The sequence below is a fragment of the Brevundimonas sp. LM2 genome (assembly GCF_002002865.1).
Taxonomy (GTDB): Bacteria; Pseudomonadota; Alphaproteobacteria; order Caulobacterales; family Caulobacteraceae; genus Brevundimonas.
On the sequence record NZ_CP019508.1, the window covers coordinates 2,134,158 to 2,152,898 of the forward strand.

The 18,741-nt window shown below is 67.7% G+C and carries 18 protein-coding genes, 2 tRNA genes and 1 pseudogene; 11 read left to right on the top strand and 10 right to left on the bottom strand.

Going from position 1 to position 18,741, the window contains the following annotated elements; translation table 11 throughout:
- Positions 1-4: 4 nt before the first annotated feature.
- From BZG35_RS10510 to BZG35_RS10520, 3 genes are all read right to left on the bottom strand, one after another.
- On the bottom strand, positions 5-829 hold the full coding sequence (locus tag BZG35_RS10510; protein ID WP_077355605.1) for an alpha/beta fold hydrolase: 825 nt from the start codon (positions 827-829) through the stop codon (positions 5-7).
- 107 nt (positions 830-936) lie between these two features.
- A complete protein-coding gene (locus tag BZG35_RS10515; RefSeq protein ID WP_077355606.1) occupies positions 937-1,332 on the bottom strand; it encodes a YccF domain-containing protein in 396 nt (131 codons plus the stop codon).
- A gap of 104 nt (positions 1,333-1,436) precedes the next feature.
- Complete coding sequence (locus BZG35_RS10520) at positions 1,437-1,682, bottom strand: DUF2171 domain-containing protein (RefSeq protein WP_077355607.1); 246 nt, start codon at positions 1,680-1,682, stop codon at positions 1,437-1,439.
- Between the two features lie 126 nt (positions 1,683-1,808).
- Here BZG35_RS10520 and BZG35_RS10525 point away from each other — a divergent pair, with 126 nt between their 5' ends.
- Both BZG35_RS10525 and BZG35_RS10530 read left to right on the top strand, forming a co-directional pair.
- Positions 1,809-1,985, top strand: coding sequence for a DUF4169 family protein (locus BZG35_RS10525; protein WP_077355608.1), 177 nt, complete (start codon positions 1,809-1,811; stop codon positions 1,983-1,985).
- A gap of 96 nt (positions 1,986-2,081) precedes the next feature.
- The gene (locus BZG35_RS10530) at positions 2,082-2,927 is read left to right on the top strand and encodes a S9 family peptidase (protein WP_077355609.1); all 846 of its coding nucleotides are present in this window, start codon (positions 2,082-2,084) and stop codon (positions 2,925-2,927) included.
- A 3-nt stretch (positions 2,928-2,930) separates the two neighbouring features.
- Here BZG35_RS10530 and BZG35_RS10535 read toward each other — a convergent pair whose 3' ends face one another.
- Positions 2,931-4,175, bottom strand: a complete 1,245-nt coding sequence (locus tag BZG35_RS10535; protein ID WP_077355610.1) for a class I SAM-dependent RNA methyltransferase — start codon at positions 4,173-4,175, stop codon at positions 2,931-2,933.
- Positions 4,176-4,321: 146 nt separating this feature from the next.
- Here BZG35_RS10535 and BZG35_RS10540 point away from each other — a divergent pair, with 146 nt between their 5' ends.
- The gene (locus BZG35_RS10540; RefSeq protein ID WP_150126006.1) at positions 4,322-4,951 is read left to right on the top strand and encodes a glycine zipper 2TM domain-containing protein; all 630 of its coding nucleotides are present in this window, start codon (positions 4,322-4,324) and stop codon (positions 4,949-4,951) included.
- A gap of 311 nt (positions 4,952-5,262) precedes the next feature.
- Here the strand turns inward: BZG35_RS10540 and BZG35_RS10545 are convergent, their stop codons facing one another.
- From BZG35_RS10545 to BZG35_RS10565, 5 genes are all read right to left on the bottom strand, one after another.
- Positions 5,263-5,997 carry a TlyA family RNA methyltransferase gene (locus tag BZG35_RS10545; protein WP_077355611.1) on the bottom strand — a complete coding sequence of 245 codons (735 nt, stop codon included), beginning with the start codon at positions 5,995-5,997 and terminating at the stop codon, positions 5,263-5,265.
- Positions 5,994-8,870 (bottom strand): valine--tRNA ligase, encoded by a 2,877-nt coding sequence (locus tag BZG35_RS10550; protein ID WP_077355612.1) that lies wholly within the window; start codon positions 8,868-8,870, stop codon positions 5,994-5,996. Before BZG35_RS10550 ends, BZG35_RS10545 begins: the two co-directional genes overlap by 4 nt.
- A 77-nt stretch (positions 8,871-8,947) precedes the next feature.
- The gene (locus tag BZG35_RS10555; RefSeq protein WP_077355613.1) at positions 8,948-9,565 is read right to left on the bottom strand and encodes a DUF2497 domain-containing protein; all 618 of its coding nucleotides are present in this window, start codon (positions 9,563-9,565) and stop codon (positions 8,948-8,950) included.
- Between the two features lie 120 nt (positions 9,566-9,685).
- Positions 9,686-11,230, bottom strand: coding sequence for a TolC family outer membrane protein (locus BZG35_RS10560; protein ID WP_077358046.1), 1,545 nt, complete (start codon positions 11,228-11,230; stop codon positions 9,686-9,688).
- A gap of 128 nt (positions 11,231-11,358) precedes the next feature.
- Entirely contained in the window at positions 11,359-11,988 is a 630-nt protein-coding gene (locus BZG35_RS10565) for a protein-L-isoaspartate O-methyltransferase (RefSeq protein ID WP_077355614.1), read from the bottom strand.
- A gap of 143 nt (positions 11,989-12,131) precedes the next feature.
- Here BZG35_RS10565 and BZG35_RS10570 point away from each other — a divergent pair.
- Positions 12,132-12,205: transfer RNA gene (locus BZG35_RS10570), tRNA-Cys, on the top strand.
- Between the two features lie 243 nt (positions 12,206-12,448).
- Here the strand turns inward: BZG35_RS10570 and BZG35_RS10575 are convergent.
- Positions 12,449-13,270 carry a TrmH family RNA methyltransferase gene (locus BZG35_RS10575; RefSeq protein WP_371454785.1) on the bottom strand — a complete coding sequence of 274 codons (822 nt, stop codon included), beginning with the start codon at positions 13,268-13,270 and terminating at the stop codon, positions 12,449-12,451.
- A gap of 56 nt (positions 13,271-13,326) precedes the next feature.
- Here BZG35_RS10575 and BZG35_RS10580 point away from each other — a divergent pair.
- From BZG35_RS10580 to BZG35_RS10610, 7 genes and pseudogenes are all read left to right on the top strand, one after another.
- Positions 13,327-13,401, top strand: a tRNA-Asn gene (locus tag BZG35_RS10580).
- 345 nt (positions 13,402-13,746) lie between these two features.
- Positions 13,747-14,163: pseudogene (locus tag BZG35_RS10585) on the top strand (GcrA family cell cycle regulator); the annotation flags it as partial.
- 64 nt (positions 14,164-14,227) lie between these two features.
- Positions 14,228-14,824, top strand: a complete 597-nt coding sequence (locus tag BZG35_RS10590; protein ID WP_077355616.1) for a zeta toxin family protein — start codon at positions 14,228-14,230, stop codon at positions 14,822-14,824.
- Positions 14,825-14,863: 39 nt separating this feature from the next.
- Positions 14,864-15,646, top strand: coding sequence for a LysR substrate-binding domain-containing protein (locus BZG35_RS10595; RefSeq protein ID WP_077355617.1), 783 nt, complete (start codon positions 14,864-14,866; stop codon positions 15,644-15,646).
- A gap of 167 nt (positions 15,647-15,813) precedes the next feature.
- Positions 15,814-16,770 (top strand): ABC transporter substrate-binding protein, encoded by a 957-nt coding sequence (locus BZG35_RS10600; protein ID WP_216351843.1) that lies wholly within the window; start codon positions 15,814-15,816, stop codon positions 16,768-16,770.
- A gap of 10 nt (positions 16,771-16,780) precedes the next feature.
- A complete protein-coding gene (locus BZG35_RS10605) occupies positions 16,781-17,806 on the top strand; it encodes an amidohydrolase family protein (protein WP_077355619.1) in 1,026 nt (341 codons plus the stop codon).
- A 65-nt stretch (positions 17,807-17,871) separates the two neighbouring features.
- The gene (locus BZG35_RS10610; RefSeq protein WP_077355620.1) at positions 17,872-18,732 is read left to right on the top strand and encodes an amidohydrolase; all 861 of its coding nucleotides are present in this window, start codon (positions 17,872-17,874) and stop codon (positions 18,730-18,732) included.
- The last annotated feature ends 9 nt before the right edge of the window (positions 18,733-18,741 follow it).

Here is an 18,741-nt window from a genome sequence, read left to right on the forward strand (position 1 = left end):
CGGCCTACGCCTTGAAGAAGGCCAGCAGGTCGGCGTTGATTGTCTCGGCGTCGGTCGTGCACATGCCGTGGGGTAGGCTCGGATAGGTCTTCAGTGTGCCGTGCTTCAACAGGGTGATGGCGATCCGGGCGGAATCATCGATCGGCACGATCTGGTCGTCCTCGCCGTGCAGGACCAGAACCGGCACGTCGATGGACGTCAGGTCCTCGGTGAAGTCGGTTTCTGAGAAGGCCTTGATACAGTCGTAGTGGGACTTGGCCGAGCCGGCCATGCCCTGCCGCCACCAGTTGTCGATCACGGGCTCCAGCACCTTGGCCCCCGGCCGGTTGAAGCCATAAAAGGGCCCGCCAGCGACGTCGCGATAGAAGACTGAGCGGTTGGCGGCCAGAGCGGCGCGAAAGCCGTCGAACACCTCGATCGGCAGACCACCGGGGTTCTGTTCGGTCTTCAGCATGATCGGCGGCACCGCCCCGATCAGGACGGCCTTGGCCACGCGTCCGGCCCCGTGCCGCGCCACGTATCGCGCGACCTCGCCGCCGCCGGTCGAATGGCCGACGTGGATCGCATCGCGCAGGTCGAGATGCGCCGCCAAGGCCGCGACGTCGGCGGCATAGGTGTCCATCTCATTGCCGTCGAAGCTCTCGCCCGAGCGGCCATGCCCGCGCCGGTCGTGGGCGATGACACGATAGCCCTGACCGAGGAAGAACAGCATCTGGGCGTCCCAGTCGTCCCCGCTCAGCGGCCAGCCGTGGTGGAAGACGATCGGCTGACCGCTGCCCCAGTCCCGGTAGAAGATTTCCGTGCCGTCCGCCGTCAGGATGGTCGCCATGGTCCGCGCTCCGCCGCTGCTCTTCCGCCATCCGCATGGGCGAACGACCGTGAGAAATCGACGTTATCAGTCTTGCCCCGCGCTTCCAGTCACAGTTTGGCGACGGCTCAGGGCTTGTCGCGGATGGTCCGCCCGATCGGGGCCAGGGCCAGTTTGGCCAGTTCCAGATCCTTGATGGCGAAGGGGATGCCGATGATGGTGATGGCCTCGGCCACGGCGATGATCACGTGCGACAGGGCGATGTACCATCCGGCGAAGACGAACCAGATGACGTTCAGGCCGATGCCGAAACAGCCTGACCCCAGCTCGGTCGACTCCGGCTCGCGCCAGACGACCTCTCGTCCGAACGGCCAGAAGGAGTAGCTCGCGATCCGCCACGCGGCGAAGGTCCAGGGCAGGCCGACGATGGTGATCGCCAGGATCGCGCCGCCGAGCAGCCACAGCAGGCCGCTGATCCAGCCACCGAAGATGAACCACAGGATGTTCAGGATCAGTCTGATCACGCGCGTGTCTCCCCGTCGGCTCCGTACCGACAGACCCTAGATAGGCCAAAGGCCCCGCTGATAGCAGCGGGGCCTCCATGAATTCGCATCCACCTTTGACGGTGTTAGTGGTCGGAGGGCTTCTCGGACCACTGGTCCTTGGCCTGATCCTTGGTCAGCGACAGGCGGACCTTGTCGTCGTCCACGGACTCGACCCAGCTGATCGGGATCATGTGGTGCTTGAACCCGCCGGCCAGATCCAGCTTGGCCAGTTCGATCTGATCGCCCAGCACGTGGTCGACGCGACCGACGTGGCCGCCGTCCGAACCGACGACTTCGAAATGTTCCTTGATGAGCGTCACGTCTACCATGGGGTGGTCTCCTGTCTGGGTGAGAAAGCCAAACGCCGACGCGGCGGCGGGGTTGCCCTGACTTGACGCGGTCCGCGCCCTGCCCTTGACTCCCCGATCGCCGATCCCGCCCACCGGACCGACCCTATGGCCGACATCGTCAACCTTAAATCCGTGCGGAAGGCCCGCGCCCGGGCCACAGACCAGGCGACGGCCGCTGCCAACCGGGTGAGCCACGGCCTCACGAAATCCGAGCGCGCCCTGGCCAGGGCAGAACGCGAGCGGCTGGCGCGGGTGCTGGACCAGGCCCGTCTCGAGGACTGACCGCCGCTGCCGCCTCGGGCCTTCGGTGAATCAGGGGCCGCGACTGGACAGAAATCTGGCGTTCTGATCTATCCGGTGCGAACCGGAAGCTTAGCCATGCCGAAGTCCAGTCTGTATTCTGCTGCTGTCGCGCTCCTGCTGGGGCTGGGAGGCTGTATTTCGCTCGACATCCCGGAGGATAACTTCTTCTTCCCGGATACCCGGGTTGAGGCCGAGCATATGGAGCTGCCCTCGGCCCCACCGCCCGAGGGGTCGGAGAAGCTGACTCTCGCCTATGCGGCCGGTCCGATCGGCGTGACGCGGGTGCACGTCAGCGAAGCGCCTCGGCCCCTGATCTTGTTCTGCGGTGGCAATCTGTTTCGGCGATCCAGTGGCGGGGCCGCGGCGGCGCGCGATCTCAGCCCGTTCGGCGACGTGCTGATGTTCGACTATCCCGGCTATGGCGAGACCGCCGGCAAGGCGGACTTCGCCGGCTTCGACGCGGTCGGGCGGGTGGTGGCCCAGGAGGCCCGCGCCCGTGCCGATGCCGAGGGACGCCCCCTGATCGCCTGGGGTCATTCCCTGGGCGGTGTCGTGTGCGCCGCCATCGCCAATGAGGTCAATGCCGAGACTCTGGTGCTGGAGACCACCACACCGACCGCCCGCGCCGCCGTCGATGAGATGGTCGGCCTGGCACGCCCCCTTCTGCGGGTGAACATGGCCCCGGCCCTGGCGGCGGTCGACGTGCCGGCCTCGCTGGACGGCTATCAAGGCCGCATCCTGGTGCTGGAAGCCGGGCAGGACGACACCCTGCCGCCGGCCCTCAGCCAGCGCCTGGCCCGCGATTTGCGGGCGCGGGGCCATACGGTCGAGACCCTGGTCTTCCCGGAGGCCGGGCATAACGACGTCGGCGAACAGCCCGACTATCAGGCGCGCGTCTCAGCGGCCCTGGCGGGCGGCTGAGCCTCAGCGCCGGAAAACGCCTACCAGTTCGACGTGGGCCGACCACAGGAACTGGTCGACGGGCGTCACCCTCTCCAGCCGAAAGCCGGCCTCGATCAGCACCCGGGCGTCGCGGGCGAAGGTCTGAGGGTTGCACGAGACCCCGACCACGACCGAGGCCTTGCTGGCCGCGATCTGGGCCGTCTGTTCGATCGCCCCGGCGCGCGGCGGGTCGAAGACGATGGCCTCGCAGGCCTTCAGGTCGAACGGCGTCAGGGGCCGGCGGAACAGGTCGCGGGCCTGGGCCTCGATGGCCTTCATGCCCTTGGCGGAGCCGATCCCGACCTTCAGCGCCGCGATCCCCGCCACCGAGGCATCGGCCGCGATCACCCGCGCCACCGTCGCCAGCGGAAAGGTGAAGGTGCCGGCCCCGCAGAACAGGTCGGCGACCGTCTTCGCCCCCTTCACCGCCGCCACCGCGCGCGACGTCATCGCGGCCTCAGCCTCCGGCACGGCCTGCAGGAAAGCGCCCGCCGGAAGGGGCACGGTCGCGGGCCCAAAGGCGACGCGCGGCTGGCGCGCCATAACCAGGGTCTCACCGGCCAGACTCAGTCGGGCCAGATCGCCCTCCCCCGCCACCCGGATGGCCTGCATCTGACGGTCCGCCGACAGCCCGCCCGAGCGTCGCTCCACCCCGGTGACATCGACGTCCAGCCCGTCCAGGGTCCAGGTCACGTGCAGGGTCGGGGCCGATTTCGGATGCTCCAGAAAGGCCCCCGCCAGCCGGGCCAGCAGCGGGAACGTCGCCTCCAGCCGCGGATCGGCCACCGGACAGGTGTTGACCTCGACCAGCCGCCAGGACTTGCGTGCCTTGAATCCCAGCACGACCCGCCCGTCCTCCAGCCGCCGCGCATGCAGGGCCAGCCGCCGGCGCGTCCCGGGCGGCACGGCCACGGTCGGTTCGACCTCGGTCTCGATCCGCTCGCGGGCCAGGGTGGCCACGACCTGATCGCGCTTCCACGCCAGATAGGGCCCAGCGGCCCAGTGCTGCAGGGAACAGCCGCCGCAGTCGCCGTACTGGGGCGACACCGGCGCGATCCGATCGGGGCTGGGCTGCAGGATCTCCGCACCGTCCATGCGCCCATCGCGGACCTCGCCGCGCACCGTCTCGCCCGGCAGGCTCAGGGGCACGAAGACCGGTCCGGCCTCGCCCTCGGCCACCCCATCCCCCTGCCCGGCCATCCGGGTAATCGTCAGCGTCGTCGTCATCGCCGCCTTCTAGACGGGCCAGCCGTCATCGCGAAACCTGAACGAAGATGAACGACCCACTCAAAGGGCGTTCAGGTTCGCAGGCCCATAACCGGGGCATCAAGTCGGAGCCGCACCCCGCGTCTCCATCCACGAGGGTCCGCCCCATGTCCGTTTCGATCAAATCCTCCGCCGCCGCCCTGACCGCCCTCGTCGGTGCGGTCGCCCTGATGCCCGCCGCCGCTTCGGCCCAGTCCTATGGCTACGGCAACGGCTACCAGGGTCAGTACCAGAGCCAGGGCTACAACCAGGGCTACGGCTACGACCGGAGCTACGGCAACGGCTATCGGGATCGCTGTCAGACCCTGGGTCAGGGCAGGACCGGCGCGGGTGCCTTGATCGGGGGCGGGATCGGAGCCGTCGCAGGGTCGCAGGTAGCAGGTCGCGGCAACCGGACCGAAGGCTCGATCATCGGCGGCGTTCTCGGGGCCGTCATCGGATCCCAGGTCGGCCGCGCCAGCAACGACGACTGCCGCTCGGACTATCGGTCCAACGGTTACGCGTCGCAGGGCTATCACGGGTCCACCTACGCCCCGCCGGCGACCTATTACGACCGTCAGGAACGCTATGACGACCGCACCTACAGCGGTGGCCGGTATGAGCAGCGCGGCTATAGCGACCGCGGCTACAGCGACCGCGGCTACGACAACCGCCAGGGTGCCTATGGGAATGGCTATCAGGTCAGCCCCGACGGCCGATACGTTTACGACCCCCGCCGCGGCTGGCTGCCCCGGTAACGGTCAAAGAGATCGCGGCGTCGGTTAGTTTTCAGCCCCCCTGTCGACCGACGACGTGACGGAAGCCGCTGGTGGAGTGATCCATCGGCGGCTTTCACTTGTCTGGTTGGCGGCTGACGCGCACGACGCAGTCGCCTGCGGCTTGAGCCCGAGATTGAAGTGGCGCTGTTATTCTCTCCCTCCCCTTCATGGGGAGGGACCGCGAGCAGAGCGAGCGCGGGTGGGGCCGTATGAAGCCGGCTCACCCGCTTTCAGACCCACCCGGCCTCGCCTTCGGCTCGGCGTCCCTCCCGACAGGCGGGAGGGAGATGTCACGGCTTCTTCGCCCACAGCAGGAACTCGACGTTGCCGTCCCCGCCGGTGATCGGGCTTTCGGTCGTGCCCTGGACGGTCCAGCCGATCCCGGCCAGCCAGTCCGACACGCCCGCCACGGCCGCCGCATGGGCCTCGGGGTCCTTGACGATCCCCTTCTTGCCGATCGCCGACGGGCCCTCGCCCTCGAACTGCGGCTTGACCAGGGCGATCAGGTCGGCCCCAGGCTCTGCCAGCTCCAGCGCCACCGGCAGGACCTTGGCCAGGCCGATGAAGCTGGCGTCGCACACGATCAGGCCCGGGGGCTCCGTGATGATGGTCTCGTCCAGCGTCCGGGCATCCGTCCGTTCCAGACTGACGACGCGGAGATCGTCGGCGATCCGGGGATGCAACTGGCCGAAACCGACGTCGACCGCGAACACCCGTTTCGCGCCGCGCTTCAGACAAACCTCGGTGAAGCCCCCGGTCGAGGCCCCGACGTCCAGCACCACCTGACCCTCGACCGCGACCGGCCACAGGGTCAGGGCGTGGTCCAGCTTCAAAGCCCCGCGCCCGACCCAATCGTGCGCCTCGACCACGGCCAGCACCGCGTCGTCGGCGAAGGTGCGCGAGGCGTTGGTGATCACCACGCCGTCGACGGTGGCGCCCCCGGCCTGGATCGCCGCCTTGGCCCGGGCCCGGCTGTCGACCAGGCCGCGCGTGACCAGCAGCTGGTCCAGACGGGTCATGCTCATGACAGGGCGCTGAGCCGTTCCAGGGCCGCCTCCAGCCGCGCCTTGCCGGCCTCGGCCTCGGCCAGCTTGGCCCGCTGTTCCTCGATCACGGCCGCGGCCGCGCGCTCGACGAAGTTCGGATTGCCCAGCTTCTTGTTGAAATGACCGATGTCGCTGTCGAAGGCGGCGATGTCCTTGGTCAGACGGGCGCGTTCGGCCGTCAGGTCGATGATCCCGGCCAGGGACAGGGCCACGCCGGATCCGCCGGACACGAAGGTCACCGCCCCGCTCGGGGCCGCCTCGGCCGTCGTGGCCTCCGACACCCGCGCCAGGGTCAGGATCAGGTCGCGGTGGCGCGTCGCCCGCTCGGCCGTCACCCCATCCGGCGCGACGAAGGTCAGGGGCGGCTTGGCCCCGGGCGGCACGTTCATCTCGCCGCGCAGGGCCCGAACGTCGGTCACCAGATCGACCAGCCAGCCGATCTCGGCCTCCGCCCCGGCATCGATGAAGCCGTCCGGCAGCACCGGCCATTCGGCCCCGATCAGCATGGGCTCGGCCCGGGCCGCGCCCTCATTGCCCAGCTCGGCCCACAGCTCCTCGGTGATGAAGGGCATGACCGGGTGGAGCAGCTTCAGCGTCTGGTCCAGCGTCCAGGCCGTCATGGCCCGGGTCTCGGCCTTGGCGGCCTCGTCCGAGCCTTGGAAGACCGGCTTGGCCAGCTCCAGATACCAGTCGCAGAAGACGTTCCAGACGAACCGGTACAGGGACGAGGCCGCGTCGTCGAACCTGCCGCCCTCGATGGCGTCGGACACCTGGCGTTCGGCCTTGGTCAGTTCGCCCCGGACCCAGCGGTTGATGGTCTGATCAACCATTGACGGATCGAAGCCCTCGACCCGGGCGCAGTCGTTCATCTGGCTGAAGCGGGCGGCGTTCCACAGCTTGGTGCCGAAGTTGCGATAGCCCTCGATGCGCTGGCGGCTCAGCTTGATGTCGCGCGTGCCCGACAGGATCGCCATGGTGAAGCGCAGGGGATCGGCCCCCAGTTCGTCGATGATGACCAGGGGATCGATCACATTGCCCTTGGACTTGCTCATCTTCTGGCCCTTCTCGTCGCGGACGAGGCCATTGATGATGACGCGCTTGAACGGGGCCTCGCCCATGAAGTGCAGCCCCATCATCATCATCCGGGCGACCCAGAAGAAGATGATGTCCGCCGCCGTGACCAGGTCGCTGGTGGGATAGAACCAGGCAAGGTCGTCGGTTTTCTCCGGCCAGCCCATGGTCGAGAACGGCCACAGGGCCGAGGAGAACCAGGTGTCCAGGACGTCGGGGTCTTGCCAGATACCGACGGCCGACGCCCTCCTATCGAAGGCGCTCTGTAAGATTTCATGCACTTGGTTGCCAGGCCCATCCATCAAGACGACGTCTCGGCCGTAGTATTCTCGAGCCTGCTGAAGTGCTTCCTCAGGCGTTTCCGCGACGAACTGTTGGGGCGTTTTTGTCATCCCTGAAACAGGATCATTTCGTTGGACGTCTACGCTGAAGTTACCCGTTTCGGTGAGGCGCGGGCCATACCAAACGGGGATACGGTGACCCCACCACAGCTGGCGGCTGATGCACCAGGGCTCGATGTTGCGCAGCCATTCGAAATAGATCTTCTCGTACGACTTCGGCTCGAACACCGTGTCACCCTGCTCCACGGCCCTCAGCGCCGGCTGGGCCAGGGTGTGGGCGTCGACGTACCACTGGTCCGTCAGCCACGGCTCGATGACGACGCCGGAGCGGTCGCCGTGCGGCACGACGTGCTTGGTCTTCTCGATCTCGCGCAGCCAGCCCTCGGCCTCGGCGCGAGCGACGATGGCCTTGCGCGCCGCGAAGCGGTCCAGGCCGTCGTACTCAGCGGGCACGTCGGGCGTGTCGGCGCGGGTGATCCGGGCGAAGGCGTCGAGGACATTCAGGGCTTCAAGTCCTGCACGCTTTCCGACGCCGAAGTCATTGAAATCATGCGCGGGCGTGATCTTCACCGCGCCCGAGCCCTTGGTCGGGTCGGCGTAGTCGTCGGCGACGATCGGAATGCGCCGGCCGACGATCGGCAGGGACACGAACTTGCCGACCAGCGCCGCATAGCGCGCATCGTCAGGATGCACGGCCACGCCCGTGTCGCCCAACATCGTCTCCGGCCGGGTCGTCGCCACGACGATGAAGTCGCGCGTCTCCCACTCGGTCGCGGTGCCTTCATCGTCGAAGGCGACCGGGTGCTCATAGGTGACGCCGTCGGCGAGCGGATAGGCGAAATGCCAGTAGGCCCCCTCGACCTCGCGCTGCTCGACCTCCAGGTCGCTGATCGCCGTCTGGAACTGCGGGTCCCAGTTGACCAGCCGCTTGTCGCGATAGATCAGGCCGTCCTGGTGCAGCTCCACGAAGACCTTGCGCACCGCTGCGTTCAGCCCCTCGTCGAGGGTGAACCGCTCGCGGCTCCAGTCGCACGACGCGCCCAGCCGCCGCAGCTGCTGGACGATGGTCCCGCCGCTCTCGGCCTTCCAGTCCCAGACCTTCTGCACGAAGGCCTCGCGGCCCATGTCGCGGCGGCCGACGTTGCCCGCCGCCGCCAGCTGCCGCTCCACCACCATCTGGGTGGCGATGCCGGCGTGGTCCGTGCCGGGCAGCCACAGCACGGCCTTGCCCTTCATCCGGTGATAGCGGGCCAGGATGTCCTGCAGCGTGTTGTTCAGCGCATGGCCGATATGCAGCGACCCGGTCACGTTCGGCGGCGGGATGACGATCGAATAGGCCTCGGCCGCGCCGTCGGTCTTGGGCGCGAAGGCACCGGACGCCTCCCACTGGGCGTAAAGACGGGGCTCGGCGGCCGTGGGATCGAAGGTCTTCTCAAGCATCAGAATGGTCCGGAACGAAAAGGGGCGGCCCCGTCGGAGCCGCCCCTGGTGGTCTTAGGGACTGGTGGCGCGAAGGGCTAGGCGGAGCGGGAAATCCGTTCGACTTCCTTCTTGACCGCCGTCTCGACGATGCCCGGCAGGTTCGCGTCGAGCCACTCCTTCAGCATCGGGCGCAGCAGGGCGCGGGCCAGGTCGTCGATGGTCGGACCGGTGCCGCCTGTCGGGATCGGCTCCTGCGGACGGAAGCTGGCGGCCAGACCGGCGAAGGCGGAGGCGGCACTGGCCGAGGTCGCGTCGCTGACCAGGGCGTCATAGTCCACTGAGGATTCGGACGGGGCGGGGTCGTGGCTCACGGGATCGGGCTCCGAAAGAGGCGCGGGGAAGGGCTCGGGCTCGGCGGTGGCGACATCCAGGTCGCCGATGGTCTCGCTGGCCGGAGCCTCGTACCGGTCGGTCAGGTCCAGGATCTCTTCGTCCTCGACCGGCTCCGGGTCCGACGGGTCGGACGGCATAAGTTCCATGGCCGGGGCCGCGGGCGCGGCGGGGGCCGGCGCTGGCGGGGTCGCCACGGGGGCAGCCGGCTCGGGCGCTGCGGGCGCGGCCTCGGCGGCGGGAGCGTCGTCCTCGGAGATGATCCGGCGGATGGACGCCAGGATCTCTTCCATCGTCGGTTCTTGAGCGGTCGTGTCGGTCATGGTCTGGCCTTCGAAGAACCTGCGGACGCGGGCGGGAACGGGGGAGCCGGGGTGTGCCAGGCCCGCCTAGTTCGTCGCATCAACGCCCCGGGGAATCAACGGGGCTTTTCCGAGTCTTGGTTAAAGGGCCCCGGACGGCGCGGTGGAAACGATTTCGGACTTCAGCTGGGTGTCGATCGGGGCGTCCTCGGTATCGGTCGCGGGGCTCACCGGCGGGGCGGCGATCCGGTCCAGGGTCTCGATGATCCCGTCCCAGGGCAGGGCCCCGCGCGACCGCACCCGGTCGCCGTTCACGGCCGGATCGTAAAGCTCCAGCGTCGGGTCCAGCGTCCGTCCGCTCAGGCGGCCCATGGCGGCCAGCAGCTGGGCCTGGGCCACATACTGGTTGCGGCGCGCGCTCGCCAGATTGATCTCGGCGTTGCGCAGCTCCAGCTCGCCGTTCAGCACGTCCAGCGTGGTGCGCAGACCGACCTGCTGCTCCTGACGGACGCCCTCGGCCGCGACGGTGGCGGCGGCCACGCCGGACTGACCGGCGGTCAGCTGCGAGGCCGTGGAGAGGACCTGGGCATAGGCGCTGGAAACGTCCTGCAGCACGGCGCGGCGCTGGCGCTCGATCTCGATCTGGGCGGCGTTGGCCTGTTCCAGGGCCTGGACCTCGCGCGACCGGTTCAACCCGCCGGTGAACAGCGGAAACGAGATCGACGCGCCCGCCTGGAAACTGCGCCGGTCGGCCAGATCGAAGTCGGTCAGATCGCCTGACCCGCCATAGGAGGCCGTGGCCCGCGCGGTGGGGAAGAAGGCCGACTTGGCCTGGGCATGGCGCGCCTCTGCGGCCCGCAGGTCGTATTCGGCGGCGACGATGCCCGGGTTCTCGGCCAGGCCGATGTCCAGCGCCACTTCGAAATCGTTGGGAAGGCCCGGCAGGACGGGCGGCGCTTCCAGATTGGCGGGGGCCTGGCCGACGACGGCGGCATAGGCGGCGCGTGACACGGACAGCTGGGCGCGGGCCCCGGCCAGGTCGGCGTCGGACTGGGCCAGGCGGGCCTCGGCCTGGGACACGTCCGTGCGGGTGATCTCGCCGACCTCGAACCGGGCGTTGGACTCGTCCAGCTGGCGGCGCAGGACCGCGACATTGGCCTCGCGGATACGCAGGATCTCGACGTCGCGCTGCACGTCGACATAGGCCTGGATCACTGAGGCCAGCACCTGTTGCTCGATCGACCGCAGCGATTGCCGGCCGCTGAGCACGTCGGCCGTCGCGGCGTCGATGCCGTGGGCGATCCGCCCGCCGGTGTACAGGGTCTGGGACAGGTCGATGCTGGCCCCGCCCGAATCGCTTTCCGTCACGCCCGAAGTGCCGGCGAAGTCGATGACGCCGTCGCCATTGGTGTCAAGCGCGGCCGAACCGGGCCCGTCGATGCGGCTGTAGCTGGCCGAGCCTGAAATGCTCACTTCCGGCCGCAGCCCGGCACGGGCCTGCGGCACGACCTCGTCCAGAACCCGCTGGTTGGCGCGCTGCTGCTGCAGGGTCGGGTTGGTGCGATAGGCCAGGGCGATCGCTTCCTGCAGCGTTTCGGCCCAGGACGGTCCGGCCAGACCGGCCGTGACGGCGGTGACCAGCGAAATCCGGGCGACGGTGGCGAGCGCGCTGGAGCGTTTGAACATGGTCATATCCTGATGGCGCCGCGAACGGAGCAGTATCCTCTGGAACGGGGTAGTGAGGGCGTCCCGTCCCTGACGCCAGTTAAGTTTTTTTCACCCGCACGCCCGAGCCTATCCGCGTTCGCCGCGAGTCAAAGCGCGAATGCGGGGGCGGGTGTCATTTCCGCCAGGACCGGAGGGGCGGCGTCGAACAGTTCGCGCCGAGAGAAACCTTCCTGGCCCCGCACATACAGGACGGCCCGACCGTTCGGTCCGCTGCGCTCGACGACCGCCAGACGACCGCCGATCCGCAGCCGTTCCAGCCAGGCCGTCGGCCGCACCGCCACGGCGCCCTCGCTGATGATCACGTCCCAGTCGGCCCCGGTGGGCTGGGTCAGGGGGGCGAGCTCCAGCGTCACGCCGGCCTCTTCCAGGGCCGGGCGCACCACGTCCGCCACGGCGGCATCGCTCTCCTGAGCCGTGACCGTCAGGCCCAGGGCGGCCAGCACGGCGGCGGCGTAGGGCGCGGCGATGGCCAGGGCCGTCTGGCCCGGCCGGGCGTCCAGGGCCTGGAGCAGTTTGGCGACCTCGCGCGCCTGCATCAGGCGGCGATCCCCGGCGATCTCGACCTCGACCTCGCCGTAGCAGGCGAAGGCGCGGTCTGCGGCGCAGAAGCGCTCGCGCACGACCCCCAGCAAAGCCGCCTGAAGGCCCCGGTCGGTGACGTCGTTCACCCGTACCTGGGAATCGACCATGACCTTGCGTGCGGCAGCGAAATCCATCGTTCGATCGTCCCTGGCTCCGGCCGCGCCGGATGTGTGCCGCGTTATAGGTCCGCGCGCCGCACGGGACAATCATTGCAGGCGCCGGATCGATCTGATAGCAACCGCCCCTCGCGATCTGGGGGCCTTTCAAAAAGCCCTACGGCCTGATGGCGGAGTGGTGACGCAGAGGACTGCAAATCCTTGCACCCGGGTTCGATTCCCGGTCAGGCCTCCATCGCGATCCTTAGGGATGGCATCGACCCCGGGGTTTCAGATGGGCGCGGTGATCCAGCCGATTGCCCCGGCCGCGCCGACGCAGCCGGCGACGATCGCGCCCGCCACGGCGAGGCGAAGATTGCGGCTCACGAACTGCAGAATACCGGCCATGGCGTCCCCTCCCCCGGACCCACACAGCGCCACAGATCACGCCGTTCATCAAGGTGGACGAAGCGTTAACCGCTTGAATTTTTGGTAACGGTCAAGCTTCCGGTCGGTCGGCGGTGAGTTGGTGCAGGGCCAGGGCGCTGGTCACCGCGACATTCAGCGAATCGAAGCCCCCGGCCATGGGGATCCCCACCGCCCGAGTGCGGGCCAGGACGGGGGCCGGCAGACCGGGACCTTCGGACCCCAGCAGCAGCGCCCGCCGCCCCCCCGGCCGCAAGCCCGTCAGCGGCTCGGTCGCCCCGGGCGACAGGGCGATGACCTCGAACCGCGCCGACTCCAGCGCCGTCACCAGGGCCACCAGCGACACGGCGGCAGCCGAAGGCACCCGCAGCACCGCCCCCACCGAGACGCGGATCGACTTGCGGTAAAAGGGGTCGCCGCACCGGTCATCGGTCAGGACGGCGGCGGCGCCGAAGGCCGCGGCGTTGCGGAACAGGCCGCCGATGTTGTCGTGATTGCCGATCTCCGACGCCGCCAGGACCACGGCCTGGTCCGGTAGGCCGTCCAGCAGGCGCTCCACCGTCTGCGGCACCGGCTTCTCGCCCAGGGCCAGAATGCCCCGGTGCAGCGGAAAGCCGGCGATCCGGTCCAGCACCGGTTGCGCCGCGGCATAGATCGGAACGCCGGCCGGCACCGTCTCCAGCATCGGCCGCAGCGCCTCGATGCGGTTCGCCGCGATCAGCAGGGAGCGCGGGCGGCACAGGGAGGCCGACGACAGCAGGGTCCGCAGCACGACCTCCCCCTCGGCGATGAACAGGCCCTCGCGGCCCGTCAGGTCGCGTTCGCGGATATCGCGATAGGCCGCGATCCGGTGATCCGCCGGATCTTCGATCGCCCTGAGGTCCATGGTCGACATTTCCCGTTGCGCCGCCGTCACGGCCGCTGCTATAGGCCCGCCTCCCGAGCCTCTGTTCCGCGGTAGCTCAGTGGTAGAGCAGCCGACTGTTAATCGGCTGGTCGTAGGTTCGAATCCTACCCGCGGAGCCACTCGGGATCAAAAGGCGTTGTTTTGCAACGCCTTTTTTCTTGCCCAGGTGGCTTTACCCTCAGTCTTACCCTCACCCAGACATTGGCGCGATAGCGCCACCAAGGCTTTTCACGCCTGTTCAGGGGCCTCGCGGGACCGGAAACGAATCTTTTGTCGGAAGGGCCGGACCCCAGGGAGGAGCCGACACCGCGCCTCGGAACGGCGACCTATCGGTCGGCCCACGTTGCCGCTATATTTCCGACATGGGCCGCACGCCGTTTGATCTTAGTTTCGAGGACCTCGTCGAGGCGGGCGTCAAGGCCGCCCGCGCGGCCGCCGACGAGGCGAAGCGGGCCGACGTCCCGCTGGCGGCTTTCGAGGCCGAGCCGGTCACGCCCCCGCCCTGGGACGAGGCGCGCCGGGACCTCCTGAAGAAGTTGTGGCTCGACGGCCTCAGCGCGACCCAGATCGCGATGCGGCTTGGGGGCGTGACCCGTAACAAGGTGATTGGAGAGGTGCGCCGCCTTGGCCTGTCCAGCGAACGACCCTCGGGCCGGCATGCCCTGGCGCGGGTCCGTGCGGATGGAACGGCGACCGTCCTGACGCTCGGCGCCCACATGTGCAAATGGCCCATCGGCGATCCGTCGTCGGCGGAGTTCACCTTCTGCGGCCGGCGGGCCGCCGAGGGCGTCTACTGCGTCGAGCACGCACGCGTCGCCTATTCGCCGGCGACCTCAGGTCGCAAATCCGAAGCATCGCTCATCCCAGAGTCGAAGCCGCGGGGCGTGGGCACGGTGACGCCGCTTTTCGCCGCCGAGGCTGTTCAGATCGAAGTGCGACGCCGGCTTGGCCTCTGATCCGCCCTTCGTCCTGATGATCGCCGGCCCGAACGGTTCGGGAAAGACCACCCTCACCACCCAGTTGCGGGCTGACGGCGTCGATCTGGGCCACTACATCAATCCCGACGAGATCGCCAAGGCCCTGAGCGGCTCCTACGAGGACCGCGTCAGGGCGGCTCAGGGCATCGCAGCCGCCGAACGGCAGACCTGCGTTCGCGAGCGCAGAAGCTTCTCGTTCGAAACGGTGATGTCCCATCCGTCCAAGTTCGAGGTCCTTCGCGAGGCCCGGGCCCTGGGGTTCCGGACGGCGCTGTATTTCGTTGCCACCGAGTCGCCGTCCCTGAACGTCGCGCGGGTCGCCCAGCGCGTGCGACTGGGCGGGCATGACGTGCCCGAGGATCGGATCCGTCAGCGCTACGTCAGAACGCTCGATCTGCTTCCGCAGGCTCTCGACCAGGCGGACCTCGCGGTTCTGTTCGACAACACCCACGGGGCCCCCGCCCTGCTGCGCCCCTTCTGCGATCTGACGAACGGCAAGATCACGCTCGCACCGCCCATTCCGGATTGGGCGCGGCCGGCGCTTCGACATCTCGTGCCGCTCTAGGCAGGTCCTTCGCCCTCGTCGGCCGTCAGGGCCTGGCCGTTGGCGCCGGGCACGCGTCTTTTTCACCGCAGGGCGACGGGCGTCGACGTCACGCCCGAGGCCAATGAGTTGGGGCGCAGGCTCAAACTCGCCGGGCAAGAGATCGAAATGGGTCTGCGGGAGCTCGACGAAGCGCGCGGCGTGGAATCCGGTGAAATCATTCTGGGGACCCTCCCTTACGGAGGATCGATGCTGCTGGCTTCGGTCCTCGATGAGTTCACACAGCGGTACGGGAAAACCCTCGTTCGGATCGTCACGGAAGGCGCGAACGAGATGATGCATCGCCTCCGCTTCGGCGATGTGGATCTGGTCGTCGGCATCATCCAGGAAACGGAGAACAGCGATCTCGACAACATGGCGTTCGCGCACACCCAGTTCAGGATTGTAGGCCGGAAAGGACATCCGCTGACAGGTCGAGCCGAGGTCGGTCTGGAGGAACTGGCGTCCTATGACTGGATCATAGGCTTGGAAGGGTCCAGTCGGAGAGCCTGCTTCGACACGCTCTTCGCCCGCCACGCCCTGCCCAAGGCTCCCCTCGCGATCTCCACCCTGTCGATCATCAGGCAGCTCATGGCCGACAGCGATCGCCTCACCCTGATGACGACGTACGAGCTCCGCCACGAGTCGCACGCTCTGACCGATATTCGGTTCCCGTCGGTTCCGGGACGACCGGCTGTCGGCATCACGACGCGGAAGGGGTGGCTGCCAACCCAGATCCATCGCGACTTCATTCATATGGTCCGGCGACAAGTTCAGGATGACGAGAATGTCCATGCGAGCTGATCACCGTGGATCGGCGCCCGCTTCAGTCCTTCTCGGTCCGCGCCGCGTCATAAGATTTGGTTCGCGGGCGGCAGGTTTACGACCGCCTCGATTGCGAGCGTCGTCGCCGTTCGCTTCAGTCAGACGAAATAAAATAGGGGAGGCTCACAGTGCCGAACAAGGTTAAGTTGACACTCGCGATCGCGGAACACCCGCACACATCAGCGATCCGCAGCGGTGAAATCCCCATTGAGGGCGTCGAAGCGGAGATCCTGACAATCAAGCCGCAGATCGGCGCCTTCCGCCGCATGGTGCGCGATGTGGAATTCGACGTCTGCGAAATCGCACCGACGACCTACATCATCGCCCGGGCCTATGGAGCGCCGTTCGTGGCCCTGCCGATCTTCGTCGTCCGTCGCTTCCATCACAGCGGTTTGCTGGTGCGGCCCGACGCCGGCATCAAGACGCCCAAGGACCTCGAGGGGAAGAAGGTCGGCGTTCGCGCCTATTCGGTCACGACCGGCGTCTGGTTGCGCCAGGCCCTGATGGACGACTGCGGCCTGGATGCGTCCAAGGTCACCTGGGTCGTGGACGACGAAGAGCATGTCACCCAGCTTCAACTGCCCGGGAACGTCATCCACGCCCCCGAAGGATCCTCGCTGGCCGAGATGATGGCGTCGGGAGAGCTTTCCGCCGGAGTGGCGGGCGCGGCCGGCATCGGCCGTACGGGCAATCCGACCAGCGGATGGCAGGAGGTCGAGGCCGACTATCCCGACCTCTTGCCGAATGCGGCGGAACTCGAGGCCGACTATTACCGGCGCACCGGGGTCTACCCGATGCATGGCACCATCGTGGTCAAGGACTCGGTCCTCGCCGAGCATCCGTGGGTGGCGAAGTCGCTCTACGACGCGTTCGACCGCGCCAAGAACGAATGGCTGGAACGCGTTCGCGTCAACGGTCCGCAGGACAAGACGGAACTCAAATACGTCAAGCTGATGGACATCGTGGGACCCGACCCGCTGCCCTATGGCGTGGAGGAGAACCGCGCGACCATCGAGGCGCTGGAGCAGACCGCCTTCGCCCAGGGCCTGACGCCGCGACGCATGACCATGGACGAACTGTTCGTCGATCCGCGTACCGCGTGAGGATAGTCCAATGATCATCGATTGCCACGGCCATTTCACCACCGTTCCCAAGTCATTCCGGGAATGGCGCCAGCGTCAGGTGGACGCCGCCAACGATCCGGCCAACTCGCCTCCGGTCGCCGAGGCGCATGTCACGGATGATGAGATCCGCGAGGGTGTCGGCAACGGTCAGCTCAAGCTCCAGCAGGAGCGGGGATCGGACCTCACGCTGTTCTCACCGATCGCCGGCTTGATGAGCCATCATCTGGGCAATGAGCGCACGAGCCTGGAATGGGCCGAGGTGTCGAACAACCTCGTGCGCCGGGTGGCCGACATGTACCCGGACAATTTCGTACCGGTCTGTCAGCTGCCGCAGTCTCCCGGCGCGCCGCCCGCCAACTCGATCCCCGAACTGCGTCGCTGCGTCGAGGAAATGGGCTTCGTCGGCGCCAATGTGAACCCGGATCCGACGGGCGGCTACTGGACCGGCCAGCCGATGACGGATCGCGAGTGGTATCCGCTGTACGAGGCGCTTTGCGACCTCGACGTGCCGGCCATGGTCCATGTGGCGGCTTCCTGCAATCCGAATTTCCACGGCACCGGCGCCCACTATCTGAACGCCGACACCTCGGTCTTCATGCAGATACTGCAGAGCGACCTGTTCAAGGATTTCCCGACCCTGCGTCTGGTCATTCCGCATGGCGGCGGCGCGGTGCCCTACCACTGGGGTCGCTATCGCGGCATGTCGCTGGAGATGGCCAACCGGCCGCTCGAAGGCCTGCTGGACAACATGTTCTTCGACAGCTGCGTCTACCACCACCCGGGCGTCGATCTGCTGACGAAGGTCATTCCGTCGAAGAACGTGCTGTTCGGCTCGGAAATGATCGGCGCGGTGCGGGGCAAGGACCCCAACACGGGCCACTATTTCGATGACACCAAACGCTACGTCGATGCCTGCGTCAGCCTGACCGACGAGGACCGGTTCAACATCTACGAGGGCAATGCGCGGCGGGTCTATCCGCGCCTCGACGCCCTGCTGAAAGCCAAGGGCCTCTGAACGGCGATCCGCCAACCCGCTGTGAAGCGGAGGCCAGTCGGCCTCCGAAAGGAAACATTGAAACCATGCCCTCGCGCATCATCGACATTCATCCGCACGTCATTTCCGACGACGAGGTCCGCTATCCGCCGGCGCCCCTCTTCGGAAAGCGCTCGGACTGGTCACAGGAGCGGCCATGCCCGGTCGAGGTGCTGATCGCGGAGATGGACAAGGCCGGCGTGGATCGGGCGGCCGTGGTTCATTCGTCGACCACCTATGGCTTCGACAACAGCTATGTCGTGGACGCCTGCAACCGCTATCCGGGGCGTCTGCTGGCAGTCGGGTCGGTCGACGTGCTGCAACCCGACGCGGTGGACGCCATTCGCGGCTGGGTGGACCGCGGTCTGGGCGGCCTGCGCCTTTTCACCGGGGGATCGACGAAGGATTTCGATCCTAGCGAACTCGATGATCCGCGCGCCTATCCAGCCTGGGACCTGTGCGGCGAACTGGGTCTGACCATGTGCATCCAGACAGGCCCGGTGGGTCTCGCGGCCGTCCGGGCATTGGCCGAACGGTTTCCGGACGTGCCGATCATCCTGGATCACCTCGGGCGACCCGACGTCACCGATGGCCCGCCGTACGCGAAGGCCCAGGGCCTGTTCGATCTGGTGGACGTTCCTTCGATCTATCTGAAGCTGACTCCCCGGATCATGGGCGACAGCGTCAGCGGCTCCGCGACGCCAGAAACCCTGTTTCCGAAACTGGTCGAAGCGTTCGGCGCCAGTCGCATGGCCTGGGGCTCGAACTTCCCGACCTCCCCCGGCGCCTTGTCCGATATCCTGGCGACAGCGCAGGCGCGGCTCGTCTCGCTGTCGGACGACGACCGCGAATGGATTTTTCAGCGGACCGCGGCGACCCTGTACCCGCGCCTGATCGCCCAGCCATGATCGCGGTCC